The 19,217-nt window shown below is 68.5% G+C and carries 15 protein-coding genes and 2 pseudogenes; 4 read left to right on the top strand and 13 right to left on the bottom strand.

Features of this window, described 5'->3' with window-relative positions:
• Positions 1 to 130: 130 nt before the first annotated feature.
• A complete protein-coding gene (locus Aco04nite_RS29495) occupies positions 131 to 1,144 on the bottom strand; it encodes a potassium channel family protein (protein ID WP_213000502.1) in 1,014 nt (337 codons plus the stop codon).
• 197 nt (positions 1,145 to 1,341) lie between these two features.
• Here Aco04nite_RS29495 and Aco04nite_RS29490 point away from each other — a divergent pair, with 197 nt between their 5' ends.
• Positions 1,342 to 1,848: a phospholipase gene (locus Aco04nite_RS29490; protein WP_213000501.1), complete on the top strand. Its 507-nt coding sequence runs from the start codon at positions 1,342 to 1,344 to the stop codon at positions 1,846 to 1,848.
• Between the two features lie 101 nt (positions 1,849 to 1,949).
• Here Aco04nite_RS29490 and Aco04nite_RS29485 read toward each other — a convergent pair whose 3' ends face one another.
• Complete coding sequence (locus Aco04nite_RS29485; RefSeq protein ID WP_244876407.1) at positions 1,950 to 2,984, bottom strand: hypothetical protein; 1,035 nt, start codon at positions 2,982 to 2,984, stop codon at positions 1,950 to 1,952.
• A gap of 120 nt (positions 2,985 to 3,104) precedes the next feature.
• Positions 3,105 to 3,353: pseudogene (locus tag Aco04nite_RS50380) on the bottom strand (winged helix-turn-helix domain-containing protein); the annotation flags it as partial.
• 90 nt (positions 3,354 to 3,443) lie between these two features.
• On the opposite strand from Aco04nite_RS50380, the gene Aco04nite_RS50275 reads away from it, so the two are divergent.
• The gene (locus Aco04nite_RS50275; protein WP_213000633.1) at positions 3,444 to 4,376 is read left to right on the top strand and encodes a YdhT family protein; all 933 of its coding nucleotides are present in this window, start codon (positions 3,444 to 3,446) and stop codon (positions 4,374 to 4,376) included.
• A gap of 210 nt (positions 4,377 to 4,586) precedes the next feature.
• On the opposite strand, the pseudogene Aco04nite_RS50270 reads toward Aco04nite_RS50275, so the two are convergent.
• Positions 4,587 to 5,561 (bottom strand): annotated as a pseudogene (locus Aco04nite_RS50270) (adenylate/guanylate cyclase domain-containing protein); the annotation flags it as partial.
• Positions 5,562 to 7,123: 1,562 nt separating this feature from the next.
• Complete coding sequence (locus Aco04nite_RS29470) at positions 7,124 to 7,348, bottom strand: FmdB family zinc ribbon protein (protein WP_213000500.1); 225 nt, start codon at positions 7,346 to 7,348, stop codon at positions 7,124 to 7,126.
• 826 nt (positions 7,349 to 8,174) lie between these two features.
• Between Aco04nite_RS29470 and Aco04nite_RS29465 the strand changes: the two genes are divergently transcribed.
• Positions 8,175 to 9,062: a lysozyme family protein gene (locus Aco04nite_RS29465; RefSeq protein WP_213000499.1), complete on the top strand. Its 888-nt coding sequence runs from the start codon at positions 8,175 to 8,177 to the stop codon at positions 9,060 to 9,062.
• Positions 9,063 to 9,143: 81 nt separating this feature from the next.
• Complete coding sequence (locus Aco04nite_RS29460; protein ID WP_213000498.1) at positions 9,144 to 10,166, top strand: GNAT family N-acetyltransferase; 1,023 nt, start codon at positions 9,144 to 9,146, stop codon at positions 10,164 to 10,166.
• A 189-nt stretch (positions 10,167 to 10,355) separates the two neighbouring features.
• Here Aco04nite_RS29460 and hemB read toward each other — a convergent pair whose 3' ends face one another.
• From hemB to Aco04nite_RS29420, 8 genes are all read right to left on the bottom strand, one after another.
• Positions 10,356 to 11,345 (bottom strand): porphobilinogen synthase, encoded by a 990-nt coding sequence (gene hemB / locus Aco04nite_RS29455; protein ID WP_213000497.1) that lies wholly within the window; start codon positions 11,343 to 11,345, stop codon positions 10,356 to 10,358.
• Positions 11,346 to 11,842: 497 nt separating this feature from the next.
• A complete protein-coding gene (locus Aco04nite_RS29450; protein WP_213000496.1) occupies positions 11,843 to 13,429 on the bottom strand; it encodes a bifunctional uroporphyrinogen-III C-methyltransferase/uroporphyrinogen-III synthase in 1,587 nt (528 codons plus the stop codon).
• Positions 13,426 to 14,355, bottom strand: coding sequence for a hydroxymethylbilane synthase (gene hemC, locus Aco04nite_RS29445; RefSeq protein ID WP_213000495.1), 930 nt, complete (start codon positions 14,353 to 14,355; stop codon positions 13,426 to 13,428). The genes Aco04nite_RS29450 and hemC overlap by 4 nt, the downstream gene beginning before the upstream one ends.
• A complete protein-coding gene (locus Aco04nite_RS29440) occupies positions 14,352 to 15,647 on the bottom strand; it encodes a glutamyl-tRNA reductase (protein WP_213000494.1) in 1,296 nt (431 codons plus the stop codon). The genes hemC and Aco04nite_RS29440 overlap by 4 nt, the downstream gene beginning before the upstream one ends.
• Positions 15,644 to 16,384 carry a redox-sensing transcriptional repressor Rex gene (locus tag Aco04nite_RS29435; protein ID WP_213000493.1) on the bottom strand — a complete coding sequence of 247 codons (741 nt, stop codon included), beginning with the start codon at positions 16,382 to 16,384 and terminating at the stop codon, positions 15,644 to 15,646. The genes Aco04nite_RS29440 and Aco04nite_RS29435 overlap by 4 nt, the downstream gene beginning before the upstream one ends.
• Positions 16,385 to 16,630: 246 nt before the next feature.
• Complete coding sequence (locus Aco04nite_RS29430) at positions 16,631 to 17,272, bottom strand: HAD family hydrolase (RefSeq protein WP_213000492.1); 642 nt, start codon at positions 17,270 to 17,272, stop codon at positions 16,631 to 16,633.
• 10 nt (positions 17,273 to 17,282) lie between these two features.
• Positions 17,283 to 17,579, bottom strand: coding sequence for a glutaredoxin family protein (locus Aco04nite_RS29425; RefSeq protein WP_213000491.1), 297 nt, complete (start codon positions 17,577 to 17,579; stop codon positions 17,283 to 17,285).
• Positions 17,576 to 19,087 (bottom strand): AMP-binding protein, encoded by a 1,512-nt coding sequence (locus Aco04nite_RS29420; RefSeq protein WP_213000490.1) that lies wholly within the window; start codon positions 19,085 to 19,087, stop codon positions 17,576 to 17,578. The genes Aco04nite_RS29425 and Aco04nite_RS29420 overlap by 4 nt, the downstream gene beginning before the upstream one ends.
• Positions 19,088 to 19,217 lie beyond the last annotated feature (130 nt).

Here is a 19,217-nt window from a genome sequence, read left to right as displayed (position 1 = left end):
AAGGGTCCGGAGATCCGTTCTGGAGCGCCAGCTCCTGGAGCTCCGGGCCCGGCCTCGGCGGGAGCGACGGTCAGTTATCGGCAACCAGCTACGACAGCCAGATCTTGATCTTGCTTTTGATTACGCCTGCTCACGCCCCGACGACGGCGCTGTTGTCCTCGTCGCGGATGTAGATGAGCATGTCGCCGGTTTCGATGGTGAGGGCCTGCTCGCCGCCGAGCGGGACGACCTTGCCGCGGCGGATCAGGGCGACGACCAGGGTCTGGAGCGACCGGGGGTTCTGGCCGACCTCGGCGCGTTCGGCCGAGCGCATCGCGAGGGCCATGCCCTGACCGGGGGTGAGCAGATCCTCGACCACGTCGATCAGCGGTGGCGTGGTGGTGGTGAGGCCGAGCAGGCGGCCGGCCGTGGCCGACGAGACAATGACGTGATGGGCGCCGCTCTGCTTGAGCAGTGCGGCGTTCTCCTGCTCGCGGACCGAGGCGATGATCCGCACCTGCCCGGCGGTCAACTGCCTGACCGTCAACGAGATGAGTACGGAGGCCTCGTCGCTGTCCGTCGCGATGATCACGGCTTTGCAGTTCTTGACGTCGGCCTCGAGTAGCACGGCCGAGCGGGTCGCATTGCCCTCGACCGCGACCAGACCGTTCGCGGCGGCCTGGCGCAATGCCTCGTCCCGGCTCTCCACGACGATGATCCGGGTCTTGTCGTAGCCGGTCTCCAATAGAGCGGCGACCGCGGCCCGGCCCTTGGTGCCGTAGCCGCAGACGATGATGTGGTCCTTCAACTTTCGCCTCCACCGGTTCACCCGGAGGCTGTTCCGGTACTGGTCGGTCAGCACCTCGAGGGTCGTGCCGACCAGGATGATCAGGAAGAGCACCCGCGCTGGGGTGATGAACAGGATGTTGACCAGCCGGGCGTGCGCCGTCACCGGGGTGATGTCGCCGTAACCGGTGGTCGAGAGCGACACGACCGCGTAGTAGAAGCAGTCGAGCAGCGTCAGGCCATCCTCGTTGATGTCCCGGTAACCGTCCCGATCCACGTAGATGACCGTGACGGTGAGGAGCACGAGCACCACCGCGGCCAGGACCCGAACAGCCAGAGCCTTCAACGGTCCCTGTCGGACCAGCGGTAATCGGATCATGGAGCGGTCGCCTGCACGATCACACCATAGCTGCCCGATCCCACACCGCTTTTCATGACAGCACGGCGCGCGGGAGCGAAGGAATACCGCGCACCGAGTTGAGACATCGTTAAGGGAAAATCCATTGATCGCCTTGTATTTTGCAACCCGTCTCTCCAAGACTGTTGACCGTAAACGTTCTCGCTTGGAGGCCCCGCATGGTTCGGTTGCTCCGCCGCTCGCTCATCGTCACGTTCACGGCCTTCGCCCTACTCGCCCCAGCGGCCGTCGCCGCTCAGGCCGCCGCCCCGACCAAGGCCGAGGTCCTGTCGACGTGGACCCAGACCACCGAGGCAAGCACCGCAAGCTGGAATTCCGCCCGCCTCAACCAGGCCGCGTGGACGTCGTACGGTTTCAACTGGACGACCGACTACTGCTCATCGAGCCCGGACAATCCCCTCGGCTTCGATTTCACCCTCGCCTGCTGGCACCACGACTTCGGCTACCGCAACTACAAAGAAATCGGGACCTTCGACGCGAACAAGGCCCGCCTGGACAACATGTTTTACGCCGAACTGAAGCGAAAGTGCGCCACGTATTCCAGCCTCGTCCGGCCGGCGTGCCTCTCCCTCGCCTGGACCTACTACCAGGCGGTCAGCATCTTCGGCTCCCTCGAGGCGGTCAACCCCTCGGATGTGGACCGCGCCGAGGCCCTCATCGGGTAGCCGGCCTTTTCTCGCGGCGCCCGGCTTCCCTGAGGAGCCGGGCGCCTTCTTCCTGCGCCCTTTTGTGAGGTGCGCCCCGGACTTGCCTTGCCGGGCCTTTGTCAGCGCAGGGTCTGGGCGAAGCGGGCGGCGGGGTGTTCCATGTCGGGGTGTTCGACCGCGAGGGCGGTGGCGACCGCTGTGGTGAAGCCGCTGTCCGCGCCGTCCGCGTAGGCCGCGTCGAAGGCGGCGTCGCCGAGGGTTCGCCGCAGGGCTGCCTGCTGCGCGGCCCAGAAGCTCCCGAACTGGGTTGCCCGCCGAGCCCCGCGAACGGATTCCGCACCACCGAACAGCAGAGTCGCGGTCGTCGCATCGCCGCCGAGCGCGCACCGGACAGCGATAGCCGCCACAGCGTCCGCCGCCGCGCCCCGGAACCCGTGCCGCAGCCGCGATCGGAGCGCCACCACGAGATGATCGTGCGCGGCGACCAGGTCACCGCGGCGCAACGCGACCATGCCCAGAAGCCAGTCGACCGTACGCCGTCCGCGGTCCTCGGGCCGCCCAGCCTCCAGCACCCGGGCGCCGCCGAGCGTCTCCGCGGCCCCGTCCAGGGCGTCCCGGCGCCAGAGCAGCTCAGCGAGCGCGACCACCACGGGCAGGGCCGCGCCGGCCACCCCGGACCGTTCGGCGTGCGCGATGACGTCACGGCACAGTTGCTCGGCTTCGTCGACCAGTCCCGCTTCGAGGAGCGAGACGTGGTGACCGGCCATCGCGCGTACGAGCAGAGCAGAATTGCCTGCCTGCCGCGCAAGAGCCTCGGCCCGTTTCAGAAATCGGGTCCGTTCCTCCCGGTCGGCTGCCAGACCCGCATGCATGAGGTACGCGGAAGCCAGCTCGTCAGCACTGATGCCATCGGGGTCGTCATCGGTGAACGGCTGACCGGGGTCGCCACTGATCCGCCGGGGCGCGCCACTGCCGTGGGGCACCCGGCCGTACAGGCGGTAGAGCAGGTCCCGTCCGTCGCGGGCACCACCGTGTTCACGCCACCACGGGTCGAGGGCACCAACAAGCCGCAGTCCCGCCCGCACACTGCCCGCGGTGACCGACCACCGGAGCGCAGCCTCCCACTCCTTCACGTACGGCGACAGCTCCGTCAACGAAACCGTCCGCGGCTGCCCATCCGTGTCAACCACAACCCCGTCAAGGATGTGCAGCGACCACAACACATGACGCTCCCGCGCAGCCCGCTCCTCCCCCGCACCGCTGAGCCGCCGGGAAGCGTACGACCTCACCTGCTCCGACAACCGATACCGAGGCCCGCTGACAATGTCGACGAACGACCGATCAGCCAACTCCGAAAGCGCCCCGAACCCATCGTCCCCGGACCACTCGACAGTGGAAAGCTCAACCGGATTCGCAAACACCGCCAACCGCCGGAGCAACGCAGCAGCCGGCCCCGAAAGCCCCCGATACGACCAATCAAGGTTCGCGGTCAAACTGTCGTGACGAGCCCGCGCATCCCACACGCCCACCACATCAGCCCTCGCCCGCTCAATCCCGAGCCGCCCACCCGAACCAAGCCACCCATCCGAAGCCGCTCGCCCTTCAGTCGCCGCTTGCCCTTCAGCCGCCGCTCGCCCTTCAGCCGCCGCTCGCCCTTTAGCCGCTACTCGGACTTCTGCCGCTTCTCGGATTTCTGCTCGCCCCTCGGCCGCCGCTCGCCCCTCGGCCGCTGCTGGGCCCTCGGCCGCCGCTGGGCCCTCCGCTCGTCCCTCGGCAGCCGCTCGCCGAGTGCCCGCGCCGGACATTCGCGCCAAGGCCCTGCCGCCGACCGATTCCGTATCGGCAACACCCGGCCGGCCGATACCAAGAGCAGAGCCAGAACCTCCGCCATCCAGAGCCGCACCCGAACGCCTCAGATCAAAGGACGCCCCCGCACGATCAACGTCAACAACCGCACCGGAACGCCGGGAATCAAGAACCCCACCGACTCGCCCGACATGAAACCCCGCATCGGCACGCCCGGCCTCCAAAACCACATCGCCGCGGCTGGCGCCCAGAACCGCATCGCCGCGGCCAGCGTCCAGAACCGCATCACCGCGGCCAGCGCCGAGAACCGCATCGCCGCGGCCGGCGTCCAGAACCGCATCAGCGTGGCCGGCGTCAAAACCCGCGTCGGTGCGGCCGGCGTCAAGTGCCCGACCGAATCGTCCGCTGCCAAGGCCCGCACCAGGGCGGCCGGCGTCCAGAGCTGCGATCGGATCATCCAAGCGGGGCGCAAGCTGCGCCGCCGAAAACAGCCGGAGCCGGTCAGCAGCAAGCTCGATGGCCAGCGGATGCCCGTCCAGCTTCGAGGCGACCCGTGCCAGATCGGCAGGCTCGTCGTGCGGTCCGGGCCGGCCACCGCGTGCCGTCTCGGCGCGCTCCGCGAGCAGGGCATAGGCATCGGCCGGCGCCAACCCGGGAAGACGCCAGATCATTTCGCCTGGTACGCCAACCGGCGCCCGCGACGTCGCCAGCACATCGAGGCGCGGGCAGGCCGCAAGTAACCGTCGCACCAGCCGCTTCGCCTCGGCCGGCTGAGCATCACAAGTGTCGAGAACAACGAGAATCCGCCCGTTCCCGCACCGCTCGACAATCGACTCGATGATCGGCCGCGCCGGCTCGGAGCGAACCCCCATCGCAGCAGCGAGCGCCCGCTCCGGACTCCCATCAACAAGATCGACAACCCAGACCCCATCCGGGTACGCCGTCAGCACGTCCCGAGCAGCCTCAAGCGCAACCCGAGTCTTCCCCGCCCCGCCACTCCCCGCGACAGTGACGATCCGGTGCCGCCCGATCACCCCACGAAGCTCAGCCACCTCCGGCTGCCGCCCGATGAACGGAGTAACCGCCGAAGGAATGTTGTGCACCGGCGCCCCCGGCGTCCTGGGCCGCGGAAAAGAACGCTCGAGTCCCGGCGCGACGACCTGAAAGAGCCGCTCGGAGTCGTCGAACCCGCGAAGCACGTGCAGCCCGAGGTCAAGCAGGTCGAGCGAGACCAGAATGTCGTCCCGCTCGCCGCGCCCGACGACCGGAACATCGGTCATGACGGTCCCTGCCGCACGCGCCCCGTCGAAGGTTCCGGTTCCGGGCTCGTCCTGCGCATCCAGCGCCTTCGCAGATTCAGCGCGCACATCGGACGCCTTCGCGGATTCGGCGTGCCTGTCGGGCTGGAGTGTCTCCGACCACGTTGTCACCGCGAGGGCCGTCGGTTCCGAGCACAGAATCTGGCCGCCATGGGCCGCCGCCGCCACCCGAGCGGCACGGTGCACTTCGGTGCTCGTGTATTCGCCGGCACGCGGTGTCGCCCACCCCGTATGGATACCCATGCGCACCCGAGGCGCCGCATCAGGACTAGGCCACGGGTACGCGTCGAGCACCCGTTGTGACGCTACGCAAGCAGCAACCGCGTCTGTGGCATCGCCGAAGGCCACAAAGAAGGAGTCACCCTCCGTAAAAAGCTCCACACCGGAGTGATTACGCAGAGCTTCTCGAAGCAGCTCTCGATGAGCATTGAGCACGCTGCCGTACCCCTCGCCGAGCATCCGGGCCAAACGCGTCGAGCCCTCGATATCGGTGAACACGAAGGTCACCAGCCCACTCGGCAGCTCGGTCCGTCCCAACACGGTATGAACCTCCGCCCCCTCGGGAAGTCGCGTTTCATGCTGCCGCACCGCAATCACGCCGGACATCGTAGAAACGTTCGGTAACCATCAACCCACCACAGCCACCCCGTGAAGGCCGACCTGCGGACGAGCTGTCGATACCTCGTACGGCACTACGAGTGACGTAACGACGCGGTTCATATTCCAGTCACGCGGTAGTCGGCCACTTCCGCCGACCCGAACGTACGTCCCCACAAGGGTCGCCCAGTGCGATTACCTGTGCGACTCCACATGGTCACCACCCGATCACCAAAGAGATCGCCCTCGCTGGACAGCCCCACCACAGGGCCCGCCCCAAGCCGAACGCAGAGCAAGCCCCAAAGGTTGCGGCAACCAACCCAACCCCCACCGGCCGCCCCCAACTCGAACCCGCCCAGTTCAGACCACATTCACCACAGCCGTCAACCAGATCCGACCGTATCGATCTTGCGACCCGCCTGCTCACCGCGCACCCATGCCACTTCTCTGCAACAAGCCGATGCAGCCTCGCCTTGCCCGCCCAACAGCTGCCCGTCAACCACAAGCGCCACCCATTAGGTGGACCCTTCCGTGCCCGCCACCCCACCCCGCCCACCCCACATCACCACCGCAAGAACACCGAACCAACCACCCATCACCCCGGTAACGCCGCGCAACATCAGCCATCCGCGTCGTAGATCCGTAACCCAACGCAACGAAGCCCTCCGCCCCAAACAGCCACAGCAATCCCCGCAACACAAAAACCCGAGAACAGTCACGCGACCCCCCGAATGCAACCCAGGCCATTCCGCCGACGTGACCCTGCCCATGCCCCCACGCCCAAGCCATGCCCCCGCCCCACGCCCCGGTCCATGCCCCCGCCCCCACGCCCGTGCCACGGCCCTGGCCCATGCCCCCGGTGCCGGTGCGGCTTCCGGAGACCAGGCTCACCAGTCTTGGTACGGACCAGGGACTAGCGCCCGAGGTCGGTGCGGACCAGGGACCAGGGCCCAAGGTTGGTACGGACCAGGGACTAGCGCCCGAGGTTGGTACGGCACAGGGGCCAGGCCCAGTCCTGGTGAGGCCCGGAGATCAGGCCCGTCTCGTCGTGGGCCAGAGACCAAGCCCGGTCTGTGAGCGGCTCCGGAGACCAAGCCACCCGCCCCATGCGGCCCCCGGTGACCAAGCCCATCCCTCGGTGCAGCCCCGGACAGAAAGCCCATCGAGGCGCCCCGGACACCGAGCCCAAGCCCCGGTGCACCCCCGGAGACCAGCCCGAGCGTCAGCGCAGCCTCGGAGCCCAGACTCGAGCCTCGACGCGGCCCCGAAGACCGAGTCAGGATCTCGCGGCAGAACCAGACCCAGTTCCATGTTCAGGATCAAGCCCAAGGGTTGCTCAGGGACAAGCACCGCACCGGACACAAAGGCCAGCAGCGCACCGTCAGCAGCCCGGCGAGACGCCGCCCGGCGAGACGCGTTGACAGTAGGAAAGCAGTCTGGCTTCGCCTGCCGCGCAGACGAGATATCCGCGGTGCGCGGTCCGATGGCAATGCGCCGCGCGAGATGAGGTGGTGACCTTGGTCCCGGAGGCCTGTCAACCGGAGGCAAGGTCATGGCCGGAGCCCACAGGGTTAACAGCCGCAGGCGCCGCCGCAACAGCCACCGCCGCCGGTGGCTCCCGCCATCGGGGTCGGCGAAGTTCCGCCACCTCGGCCTGTGACGGCGACGGTGGAGAGGAGCTTGACAGTGTCGGCGTGGCCCTGCGGGCAGGTTGCCGGCGCGGCGGACTCTGCCATCGGTCGATTGATCTCGAACGTGTCGCCGCAGGCGCGGCACCGGAAGTCGTATCGCGGCATCCGCACAGGGTAGGGGCTCGACGCGGTGATCCGCTGCAACGCAGTTGCGCGGTTGTCGGAAACCTCCATCGAGTCTGATCCATAACCTGCGTCCAAGCGTTCGCCCGGTACTCTCTTGCGGGTGGCTGACGGGCAGAAAAAACCTCCTCATCGTCCGGCGGCACCGCACCTCGGAGGCCCCCTCGGCAGCTCCGGCGCGGCGCCCGAGGAAGACACGATGTCCGCGGGCGGAACGATGCCTGTGGGCGAGACCGGATCTACGAGCGAGACAGGATCTACGGGCGGGACCGGATCTACGGGCGGAACGGTGCCCGCAGGTGAAACGGTGCCGAGTTCTCGTGAGACCCCTGAGCCCAAGCCCACCCAAGACGTAACGGCCACAGCTACAGAGCCCGCGACCCCGAGTCGCTCCGCCCCGGAGCCGAAGCGTGAGGGCCTCGAAGCGAGCGAACCCAAAGCGACCGAAAAGACCGGAGCTGACGAGCCCAAGGAAGAAGCACCTGCCAAGCAGGCTGCCTCCCCAGCTACAAAACCCGGAGCCGACGCCACCGCCACCGATGCCCCCCTGACGGCAGCCAAGGCCACGCCGACCGACAAGACGACCCCGAGAAAGAGCGACGCAAGCAAGAGCGACGCAAGCAAGAGCGACGCAGGCAAGGATGCCAAGTCGGCTGCTGGGGAGAAGGCTGGCAAGGGCGGCCCGAACAAGGGCTCGTATGTCGGAAGCATGGCTCCGCCCTCGGTGACCGCTCTCGCGCTCGCCTCCCGGGCGCCGTCCTCCCGTGGGTCCGCCTCTCGGGGCCTGCGGAAGGCCAACCCTGCTCGGATGGCCCGTAGTACCTCCGAGTGGGCGAAGCGTCCTACCGGCAGGTTCATTCTCCCGGCCGTCGTCACTGTGCTGTTGCTCGGCGCCGCGGGGACAGCCGGGGCGTACCTCGTTCCGCAGGCTCTGGAGTCGGCGCCCACGCCCAGCGTGACCCCAGGCTTCGGTCAGGATGCGGGAGTGCCGGCGACATCGGCTTCCGCCGCGCCGTTGCCCAGCCTGAGCACCGGCGCCGGGGTGATTACTCCGCCCGCACTGCCGACGGGGGTCCCCACGGCCACAACCCCGGGCGCAGTGACCGGGGCACGGCCCGCCGATGCCCTCGCCGGGTGGGCTCAGGAGACCGGCACTCGCGCCGGCATCCCGGTCGTCGCCGTCCAGGCGTACGGCTACGCCCAGCTTGTCGCTGCTCGTCGGACACCGACCTGCAATCTCAGTTGGACCACGGTCGCCGCGATCGGCAAGGTCGAGTCGGATCATGGCAGCACCGGGAACTCGGTGCTCAACACCGACGGCACGGTGTCCCCGGACATCTTCGGCCTGCAGCTCAACGGTGAAGGCGGCCGACAGGCCATCCGGGACACCGATCAGGGCCTGCTCGACAAGGACACAACGTGGGATCGGGCGGTCGGGCCGATGCAGTTCATCCCACAGACCTGGAACGAGCTCGCAGTGGGTAACGCTGTGGACGCCGACAATGACGGAATTTCGAACCCGAACGACATTGACGACGCGGCACTCGCGACAGCCACCTACCTGTGCAAGGGCGGACGCGACATGTCCAAGCCGGACGCCTGGTGGGAGGCCATTTTGACCTACAACGCGGTCCGCCCGTACGCCCAGGAGGTCTACCGGATGGCCAACCAATATGGGCAGCTGAGCCGGGGCTAATCCGCAACCGACAGTGATGGTTCGCGTACATTTGCCGGGCTGGCACTTCCCTGATGGTCGAGATACCGGCAAGCTGTACTCGTGAGGGTGCGTGAATGGGATCCCCGGTCTGCGTCGGACGAGGAGATCCGATCGCTCGTGGAGACGTTGAACAAGGTGCTGGCCACAGACCTTCCGGAAGATCCACCATGGCAGGAGATCCAGGTCAGGGAATACCTGGCCGAGACGATGCCAGGCGAGCGCCGGATCAGCTGGGTAGCTGAGGACGACCGTCTCCCCGAGGGTGAGAGCCAGGTTTTCGGGCATGTGACGCTGCTGCTGCTCGGCAACGACGGCGTGCTCGAGGTGCTCGTGCACCCGAATCTGCGTCGCCGTGGCCTCGGCCAGCAGTTGGTGGCGGTCGCCGCGCGCCGTGCCTACCTCGAGGGCTTCTCCACTATCAGCGTCGAGGCGATCGGTGGCACGTCCGCGATCGCTTTCTACGAGTCGATGAGCTTCTCGAAGGACTATGTCGAGACACGCAGCGTGCTCAACCTGTCCAGCGTGGATTGGAGCTCGCTGAGCGCCATGGCGAGCGGGATCAGCCCGGGTTACCGGGTCGAGTATCACCCGGGCGGCCCGTCGCAGCCGCTGCTGGAGGCATACGCCCAGGCCAAGCTCGAGGCACAGGACGGCGACGAGAACGATCCCGACAGCCGCCCGAGCTCCGCGGACCCGCAGCGTCTGCGGGACAGCCTCGACACGCTGCACCGCAGGGGCCTCAAGCCCTACGTCGTGCTGGCGATCCACGAGGAGACCGGCGAGGTCGCGGGTCTCACCGAGCTGGTCGTGCCGGCGCAGCACCCGGAGCGCGCCGACCAGTACGACACCATCGTCGTGCGCAAGCACCGCGGTTACGGCATCGACCGGGCTATCAAGGCCCGGATGCTCTTCGAGCTGCGGACGGCCGAGCCCACCCTGCGGCAGGTGCAGACGTGGAATGCGCAGCACAACGAGTCGATGCTGAAGGTCAACGCTGAGCTGGGATTCCAGTCGGACCGCGACTGGTACGAATACGCGGCCGACGTCGCGCAACTGGTGCAGCGGTTGGAGCCCACGGACTGACGGCCGCGGGCCGGATCCGTGGGCTCCTTCGTTCAGTACGCCTCTGAGCACCCGGCCAGAGTGCACGAATCAGCGGATCGACACTGCGCACCCTGTGGACAGAGGCGCGTTGTGGATAACCCGAATCCGGGCTCGACAGCCGAGTACGTTGGCTGCATGAAACCCGGCACACGGGCCGCAGTGAATGGCTCAGTAACGATCGCGGAGGAGCTGGGCCGCCTCGGTGGCCCAGTAGGTGAGCATGATCTGAGCACCCGCACGCTTGATCGACGTGAGGGTCTCCAGCATCACGCCCTGGCGGTCGATCCAGCCGTTCGCGGCGGCGGCTTCGACCATCGCGTACTCACCGGAGACCTGGTAGGCCGCGACCGGGACGTCTACGCGGTCACGGACGGCTGCCACCACGTCGAGGTAGGGCAGCGCGGGCTTGACCATGACCATGTCCGCGCCCTCGGCGACATCGAGGTCGACCTCGCGCAGAGCTTCACGGATGTTGCCGGGGCTCTGCTGGTAGGTACGGCGGTCGCCCTGCAGGGTCGACTCCACGGCCTCACGGAAGGGGCCGTAGAAGGCACCCGCGTACTTCACCGCGTAGGCGAGGACAGCAGTGTCCTGGTGACCTGCCTTGTCGAGGGCTCGGCGGATCACGCCGACCTGGCCATCCATCATTCCGGAGGGGCCGACCACATGGGCGCCGGCCTCGGCCTGGGCGATGCCCATCTGGGCGTAAAGATCAAGGGTGGCGTCGTTGTCCACCGTGCCGTCAGCGGTGAGCACGCCGCAGTGACCGTGGGAGGTGAACTCATCAAGACACAGATCGCCCATGACGATCGTGGAATCGCCGACCTCGGCCACAACGTCGCGGATGGCCACGTTGAGAATGCCGTCCGGGTCGATGCCACCCGAGCCGGTCTCGTCCTTGTTCTCGTTCTTCGGCACGCCGAAAAGCATGATCCCGCCGACACCGGCCCGGACGGCCTCGTGCGCGGCCTTGCGCAACGAATCACGCGAGTGCTGCACGACGCCGGGCATGGAGGAGATCGGGCGGGGCTCGGCGAGACCTTCCTTGATGAAGACCGGGAGCACCAGTTCGGCGGGCGAGACGCGGGTCTCTTCCACCAGGCGGCGCATGGCAGCCGAACGCCGAAGCCGGCGCGGGCGAATGTCGGGGTACGACATGCTCTCTCCCTCAGCCAGGTCGGCCGCAGTGGGCCGGCGAAGCATCAAACCGGCCCCAGCAGGTCGGCGATAAACCAAACCGGCCCCAGCAGGTCGGCGACAAACCAGGTCGCCAGTGAAGGCTGACGACCGGACCAGCAAAGTCTGCCGCGCGCAAGGCCGGCAGACCAGCGAGCTCACCCGAAGAAACCGAAGAACCCGGCGAGCTGCCCGACGGGCCGGGCCGGTGCGAAGAACACCAGCCCGGGGATGGGTTGGCACGAAGAGCGCCAGCCCGGGCCGAGCTGGCGCGAACAGACACCAGCCCGGGAATGGGCCGGTGCGAACAGACACCAGCCCGGGAATGGGCCGGTGCGAACAGACACCAGCCCGGTTCAGCCGTTCAGCGGCCCGCCGAGGCGGGACCGCAGATCATGCCATCGCCCGATCGCCCAGCGGACGACGATCAGACGAAACGGTCAGGCGAAACGATCAGACGAAACGGTCAGGCGAAACCGTCAGCGGAAGCGGAGGGCTGTGGGGCCCTGGACCTTTGAGCCGCGGCGCTGCTTGGCGGGCATTGCTGCGAGCTTCTCGCGGAGCTCCACCGCGTACGAAGCGAGGGCTTCGACGAGGTCGGGGACCGAGGCGTGCTGAGGCTGGACGTCGACGCGGAGGCCGAATTCTGTGGCTGTTTCGGCCGTTTTCGGGCCGATGACCGCGACGACGGTGCGGGCGTGGGGCTTGCCTGCGATGCCGACGAGGTTGCGGACCGTGGAGGATGAGGTGAAGAGGACCGCGTCGAAGCCGCCTGACTTGATGGCGTCGCGGATGTCGGCCGGCGGCGGGGCGGCGCGGACGGTGCGGTAGGCCGTGACGTCGTCGACTTCCCAGCCTCGTTCGATGAGGCCGGCGGCGAGGGTTTCGGTGGCGATGTCGGCTCGGGGGAGCAGGACGCGGCCTACCGGGTCGAGGATCTCGTCGTGGGGCGAGAACTCGGCGAGGAGGCCTTCGCTGGACTGGTCGTCGGCGGGGATGAGTTCGGGCTGGATGCCGAAGTCGCGGACGGCGTCGGCGGTGGCTTCGCCGATGCAGGCGATCTTGACGCCGCCGAAGTGGCGGGCGTCGAGGCCGTGCTCGGCGAACTTCTCCCAGACTGCGCGAACGGCGTTGACCGAGGTGAAGACGACCCAGGCGTAGCGGCCGTCGACGAGGCCCTTGACCGCTCGTTCCATCTGCGCGGGGGTGCGCGGGGGTTCGACGGCGATGGTGGGGACCTCGCACGGGATGGCGCCGTACGCGCGGAGCCGGGCGCTCATCGCGCCTGCCTGCTCCTTGGTGCGCGGGACGAGGACCTTCCAGCCGTAGAGCGGGCGGTTCTCCCACCAGCTGAGCTTGTCGCGCTCGGCGACGTCGCCGCCGACGGTGAGGACGACGCGGCCGGTGAAGCCGAGGGCTGCGGCGACGAAGCTGTCGACCGTGGAGGTGGTGGTGTACTGCGTTTCGCCGGTGCCGTCGCCGGTGACGCCGACGGGGGTGCCCGGCTCGACGCCCGAGGCGAGGAGGCCGTCGCGGACGGCGGCGAGGTCGCCGGCGTCCACGGCTACCGCGAAGGAGCCCTTGAGGGCGGCCGCGGCGAGGGCGTCGAAGTCGAGGGCGGTGACGTCGTCGACGTCGGCGACGGTGCGCACGGCCGGCAGCGGGACGCCCGCGTAGGTGGCGACGCCCTCCGCCTGGCCGAGGCCCGGCACGACCTCGAAGTGCACCGCGGTGCGGGCGACGGCCTGCACCTCGTGGACCACGGACTCGTGGCCGAAGGGGTCGCCGGCCACGAGGTGGACGGCGGACAGCCCGGACTTCGCGGCTGAGAGGAGCACCTTGGCGACGTCGCCGGGTGCCCCTTCGGCCGGGCTGAACTGGGTGTCGTCCTTGGCCTCCGCCTTGATCGCCGCGAGCAGCGACTCGGGCACACCTCGGTCGTACACGACCTGGTCGGCCTCGGCGAGGGTGTCGTGGGCCCGGCGCGTCAGCAGCCCCGGGTCGCCGGGTCCGGCGCCGACGAACGCGATGCGTCCGGCGCGGTTGCGGGCGGTGCGGGTGGTCATTCTGTGCTCCCCATCAGGGTGTCGGCGCCGGCCTCGAGGAGATCGGCGGCGAGCGCCTTGCCGATCTCCGCCGCGGCGGCGGGCGTACCGGTGCGCGACAACCGGACAGCTCGGGTCCCGTCCGGGCTGATCACCGCACCGCGCAGGTAGATCTCGTCGCCTTGCTCACCTTCGGCGAGCTCGGCGTGTGCCGCGACCGGGGCGGAGCACCCGGCCTCGAGCTTGGCGAGCATCGCCCGTTCCGCCGTGACGGCGAAGCGGGACGGTGCGTGGTCGAGTGCCCCCAGCAGCTCGACCAGGTCAGTGTTGCCGGACAGGCACTCGACGGCCAACGCACCCTGGGCGGGTGCGGGCAGCATGAGCATCGGATCCAGCGTCTCTGTGATCTCGGCGGCCCTGCCGAGACGCATCACGCCGGCCCTCGCCAGGACGACCGCGTCGAGGTCGGCCTCAGGGCCGAGCACCCGCGCGATTCGGCTGTCGATGTTGCCGCGAATCGGCGTGACCTGCAACTGTAGGCCCAAGGCATGCAATTGCGCGATTCGGCGCACCGCACCCGTGCCGATGGTCGACCCCGCGAAGAGCTCCGTGAGGGTCTTGCCGTCACGGGCGACGAGCGCGTCGCGCGGGTCCTCCCGCTCGGGCACAGCCGCGATGTGCAGGCTGGGCAGTAACGCGGTCGGCAGGTCCTTGTACGAGTGGACCGCGAAGTCGATTTCATTGTTGAGCAGCGCGTCGCGCAGCGCGGAGACGAACACTCCGACGCCCAGCTCCGCAACCGGAGCGGCCGAGCGGTCACCGGCGGTGATGATGCGGACCAGCTCGACCGGGGTGCCGGTGCGCTTGGTCAGCTCGTCGGCCACCATCTGGCTCTGGGCGAGTGCGAGCTTGCTGCCACGGGTGCCGAGACGTAGCGGGGTGGTCACGCTTTCCCTCCGATCTCCGGCACGGCGTCCGCCTGGGTCGCATGCGGGACGTCGAGGTCGAACAACTCACGCAACAGGGCCGCATACTGGTCGCCGCCGGGCTCCGCCGCAAGTTGCCGGACCCGGACGGTGGGCGAATGCAGCAGTTGCTGGACGACGCGGTGCAGGGTGCGGGCCACGTCGGAGCGCTGCTCGTCGGTGAACTCCGGACGGCGCGAGGACAGCTTGCGCAGCTCGGCGCTGACGACCTCGTCGGCGCGGGTGCGCAGGGCGGCGACGGTCGGCGCGATCTCGGCACCGCGCAGCCAGCCCAGGAACTGATCTACCTCGGAACTCACGATCTGTTCGACCGCGGCGGTGTCAGCGGCGGCCGGCAGCGCGCGGCGGCTGGCGGCGAGCCCGTCCATGTCGACGACGGTCACATTGGGCAGCGCGGCGACCTCTGGTGAGACGTCGCGCGGCACCGCCAGGTCGAGCACGACGAGCTGCCGTGAGCGGCCCGCGAGGCGCTCCGCGGTGAGCACCGGCTCGGTCGACGCTGTGGCGCAAACCACCAGGTCGGCCTCGTCCAGCGCCTCGTCGAGGGAGTCGAAGGGGACCGCGGTGGCGCCATATGCCTCGGCGAGCCGGGCGGCGCGGTCGGCGCCGCGGTTGGTGATCTTCAGCGGGCCGACGCCGGAGCGGGTGAGGGTCGCCACGGAGAGGGCACCCATCGCGCCGGCACCGATCACGAGACCCTTGCGACCGCTCAGGTCACCGCCGAACGCGTCGGCCGCGACCTCGAGGGCAGCGCTGACCACGCTCTGACCGGCCTTGTCGATGCCGGTCTCGGCGTGTGCGCGCTTGCCGACCCGCAGCGTCTGCTGCATGAGCTCGTGCAGGAGCCTGCCGGCGGAGTCGGCCTCGGTCGCCGCGTGGTAGGCGTCACGCAGCTGGCCGAGGATCTGTGCCTCGCCGACGACCATCGAGTCGAGCCCGGAGGAGACCCGGAACGAGTGGCGCACGGCCGCCTCGTCGTAGTGCACGTAGAGATGGCTCGCGAGCTCGTTGGCCCCGATGCCGGACTCCTCGGCGAGCACATTGCAGACGTCGCCGAGACCGCCGTGGAAGCCGGTGACCGCCGCGTAGACCTCCACCCGGTTGCAGGTGGAGAGGACGACCGCCTCGCCGACATACGGCTGGGCGACGAGTTTCTGCAGGATGGCGGGAATGTCCGGGCCGGCTATCGAGAGACGCTCGAGGGTGCCGACTCCGGCTGTCTTGTGGGACGCGCCGACGCTGAGCAGGTTCACGATCCGACCGCCTCCTGGTTACCGCCCTCGCCGACCAGCCCGCCAGGCAGGGCGGTCAGCGAGGCCTTGCGGTGTTCGTGGAACGACAGGATCTGCAGCTCGATGGCGAGATCCACCTTGCGGACGTCGACACCGGCCGGGACCGACAGCACGCAGGGTGCGAAGTTGAGGATGCTGGTGACCCCCGCGGCCACCAGATCGTCGGCGACGCCCTGCGCGGCGCTCGGCGGGGTCGAGATGACCCCGATGGTGATGCCGTCCTCGACGACGGCACGGCGCAGCTCGCCGACGTGCCGCACGGTCAGCCCGTTGATCGCTTTGCCGACCTGCTCGAGATCGGCGTCGAAGAGAGCGACTATGCGGAACCCGCGACTGGCGAAACCGTCGTAGCCGGCCAGCGCGTGGCCCAGGTTTCCGACGCCCACGAGGGCGACGGCGCGGCGCTGGTCGAGGCCGAGGATGTATTCGATCTGGTCGATCAGCAGGGTGACGTCGTAACCGACGCCACGGGTGCCATAGGACCCGAGGTGGGACAGGTCTTTGCGGAGCTTGGCCGAGTTGACTCCCGCCGCGGCGGCGAGACCCTCGCTGGAGATCGTGTCGGAGCCGGCTTCCGCGAGGTTGTGCAGAGCGCGAAGGTACTCCGGCAGTCGCGCGATCGTCGCTTCCGGCAGATCCGGGAAGGCGGGCACTGCGCCGGCGTTGCCGGGCGTGTTTCCATGACGCTGCTGACTCATCTGACTCCGTGCCGACAAGGTGGCGAACCTGCGGTGAGCCCTCTGTGGCCCGGATTGACCGGCTGTGGTAGCGGGGCTCGTCGGAGTCACAGAGTAGGCGCTTGTGAAGGCGTGCACAAATCGCGATCTTGATAGCGGAACTGGACAAAGATCGAGTCAGCGTGCTACTCGCACGCCGACATCCCTCCGAGTATTACCGCTTCCGAGGCCCCACTGCCAACAACGTCGCGATGCCGACGACGAGTATCACAGTGCCTTGGCGATCAACACCGCTTCCATTAACGAGTCCGCGACCGGAACGCCCGATGCGCGCAGCCGATTCGGGTCGGTGAAACCGCCGGTATAGAGCACGGCGGCCGCGCCGACCGATACCGCGGCGTCCGCGTCATCGATGGAATCCCCGATCAGCACACAATCCGGGCCCTGGATCTTCAGCTCGGCGAGGTGCCGGGCCAGATGGGCCGCCTTGAGACCGCCGTCGACCTCGGTGGGGCGGCCGTCGATGCGGGCGAAGACGCCGGCCAGGCCACGGGACTCGACCGCCGGGATCAGCTCGCTGTGGAACCACATCGACAGCAGCGACTGGGTGCCCTCCCAGGCCTTGATCGCCGCCTCGGCGTCGGCCGCGAGCGGGATGGTGGTCAGGCCGAGCCGGTAGGCGTCGTGGAAGATCCGGTCGAGCTCCTCGAACTCGTCGTCGCTGATCGCCCGCTCGAGGATCTCGGCGTAGAACTCGGCGACCGGGCGACGGAACCGCGAGCGATGCTCGTCGGAGTCCACGCTGCGGCCGCCGACTCTGGCGAACGTCTCATTGGTGGAGGCGACGACCAGCGAGAGGTCGTCGAGCAGGGTGCCGTTCCAGTCCCAGACAAGATGATTTCGAGCCACGGCCGTGACGTTACAGCCGAGGGGCACCCGGAGGTCTAGCCATATCCCGGAGCAACCGCTCCTCCTCGACCCGCCAGTAGCCGTGCTCCTTGCCGTCGAGGATCACCACCGGCACCCGGTCGCCGTAGTCACGCTCCAGCTCGATCGAGCCTTCGACCTCCACCCTAGTCCAGCCCTCGGGCGCGATCCGGTCGAGCACCTGCTCGGCCTCCTCGCAGAGGTGACAGCCGGCGCGGCTGATCAAGGTAAGACGAGGGGGCGCTTCAGTCCGGTCAAGGGCGGTGGCGGGGTGGTCGGACGGGGTCATCGGAGGGCTCCTTTGCGTACTTTGCCGATCGCGGAGTGCGGCAACTCACTCACCAGCTCGATGCCGGCCGGCAGTTTGAACCGGGCCAGCTGCGTCCCGAGGTAGGCGTGCAGCTCGGCCGGGGTGGGTGCGGGGTCGAGAGCGGGCACTACATATGCGTACGGCGCCTGGCCGGTGCGCTCGTCGGGCACGGCGATCACCGCGGCTTCGAGCACTCCGGGATGGGCGTCGAGGACGCGCTCGATCTCGGCCGGATACACGTTGAAGCCGTTGATCAGGATCAGCTCGCCGATCCGGTCGACCAGGACGAGGTCACCGCCGGCGTCCGCATAGGCGATATCACCGGTCCCCCACCAGCCGTCGGAGGAAGGACCGTCCTCGCCGCCGGGCCAGTAACCCGAGAAGAGATTCGCGCCACGCACCACGATCTCGCCGGGATCGGTGCCCTCCGAAGCCAGGTCGAGCTCCAGTTCGTCGTCCTCCGCCGGGGTGGTGACGCCGTCGCGCCACAGAACCGCACCGTCCGCCGATCGGAGAAGCAGCGAAATGCCCGGCAACGGACGCCCGATCGAACCGACTTTCGCCCGGTCGCTCACTGCCGTGGTCGTCAGGACCGGCGCCGCTTCGGTCAAGCCGTACCCGATGAGAATGCCCTTGCCCGTCGCCAGAGTGAAGCGCGCCGCCACGGCCGGGTCCAACGGCGCCGCGCCACAGACAGCGGTGCGCACAGAACTGAGGTCGACATCGGGCATCAACGACCAGGCCGCATACATGGAAGGAACCCCGATAACTGCTGTGACCTGGTGTTCTGCGATCAGCGCGAGCGTTTCGGCGGGATCGAAACGCTCCGCCAGAACACCGCAGGCGCCATGCTGGGCAACGGCGCCGAGCCCGGTATTGAGGCCGTAGGCATGAAAGAACGGAATGGCGAGCAGCACCACGTCGTCGGCTCCGATAACCGGCGGCTCGATACGCGATAATTGCTCGTTGTTCGCGGAAAGTGCCCGGTGCGTGAGCATGGCACCCTTCGGCCGCCCACTGGTCCCGGACGTATAGAGCAGAACCGCGAGATCATCGGTGGCCGGCCCGGGCGTCGCGAGTGGCGGTCCGCCCCGCTCCAGCGATTCTTCTCGTACGCGCTCCACATCCGACAAACGCACAAAATCCCGTCCTGCGTTCGCCACGACAACGCGAACCGCCCCGCTGTCGGCAAGCGCGAATGCGAGCTCGTCATCGGCGTACGCGGGATTCAAAGGAACCGCCACCCGCCCGGCCCTGAGCGTGCCGAAGTAGGCGATGGCGAAGCCGAGCGTGTTGCCCAGAACGATCGCGATCCGATCGCCGGGCACACTGCCCACGGCCAGGTGCCGCGCCGCACTTTCGACGCGTTCGTCCAGCTCGGACCAGGTCAGAACGGTGTCACCGGCGATGAGTGCGGGCCGGTCGGGCGTCTGTCGTGCGGCGGCCCGGACCGGATCGGGTGCCGGGCTCGCGGAGAGGTCTCCCACGACGCCCGAGTCTGGCACATGTCCCGGACGCCGGCTGTGACGCAGATCCGGCCGGCGGCCGCCGCCAGTGCGTCGTTCATCGTGACAGACGGACACTCCGCCCGGTCTGCGCCACTTCGTACTATTTTCG

This window comes from Winogradskya consettensis (assembly GCF_018332715.1).
GTDB lineage: Bacteria > Actinomycetota > Actinomycetes > Mycobacteriales > Micromonosporaceae > Actinoplanes > Actinoplanes consettensis.
This window is presented reverse-complemented; position numbering and strand designations above follow the sequence as displayed.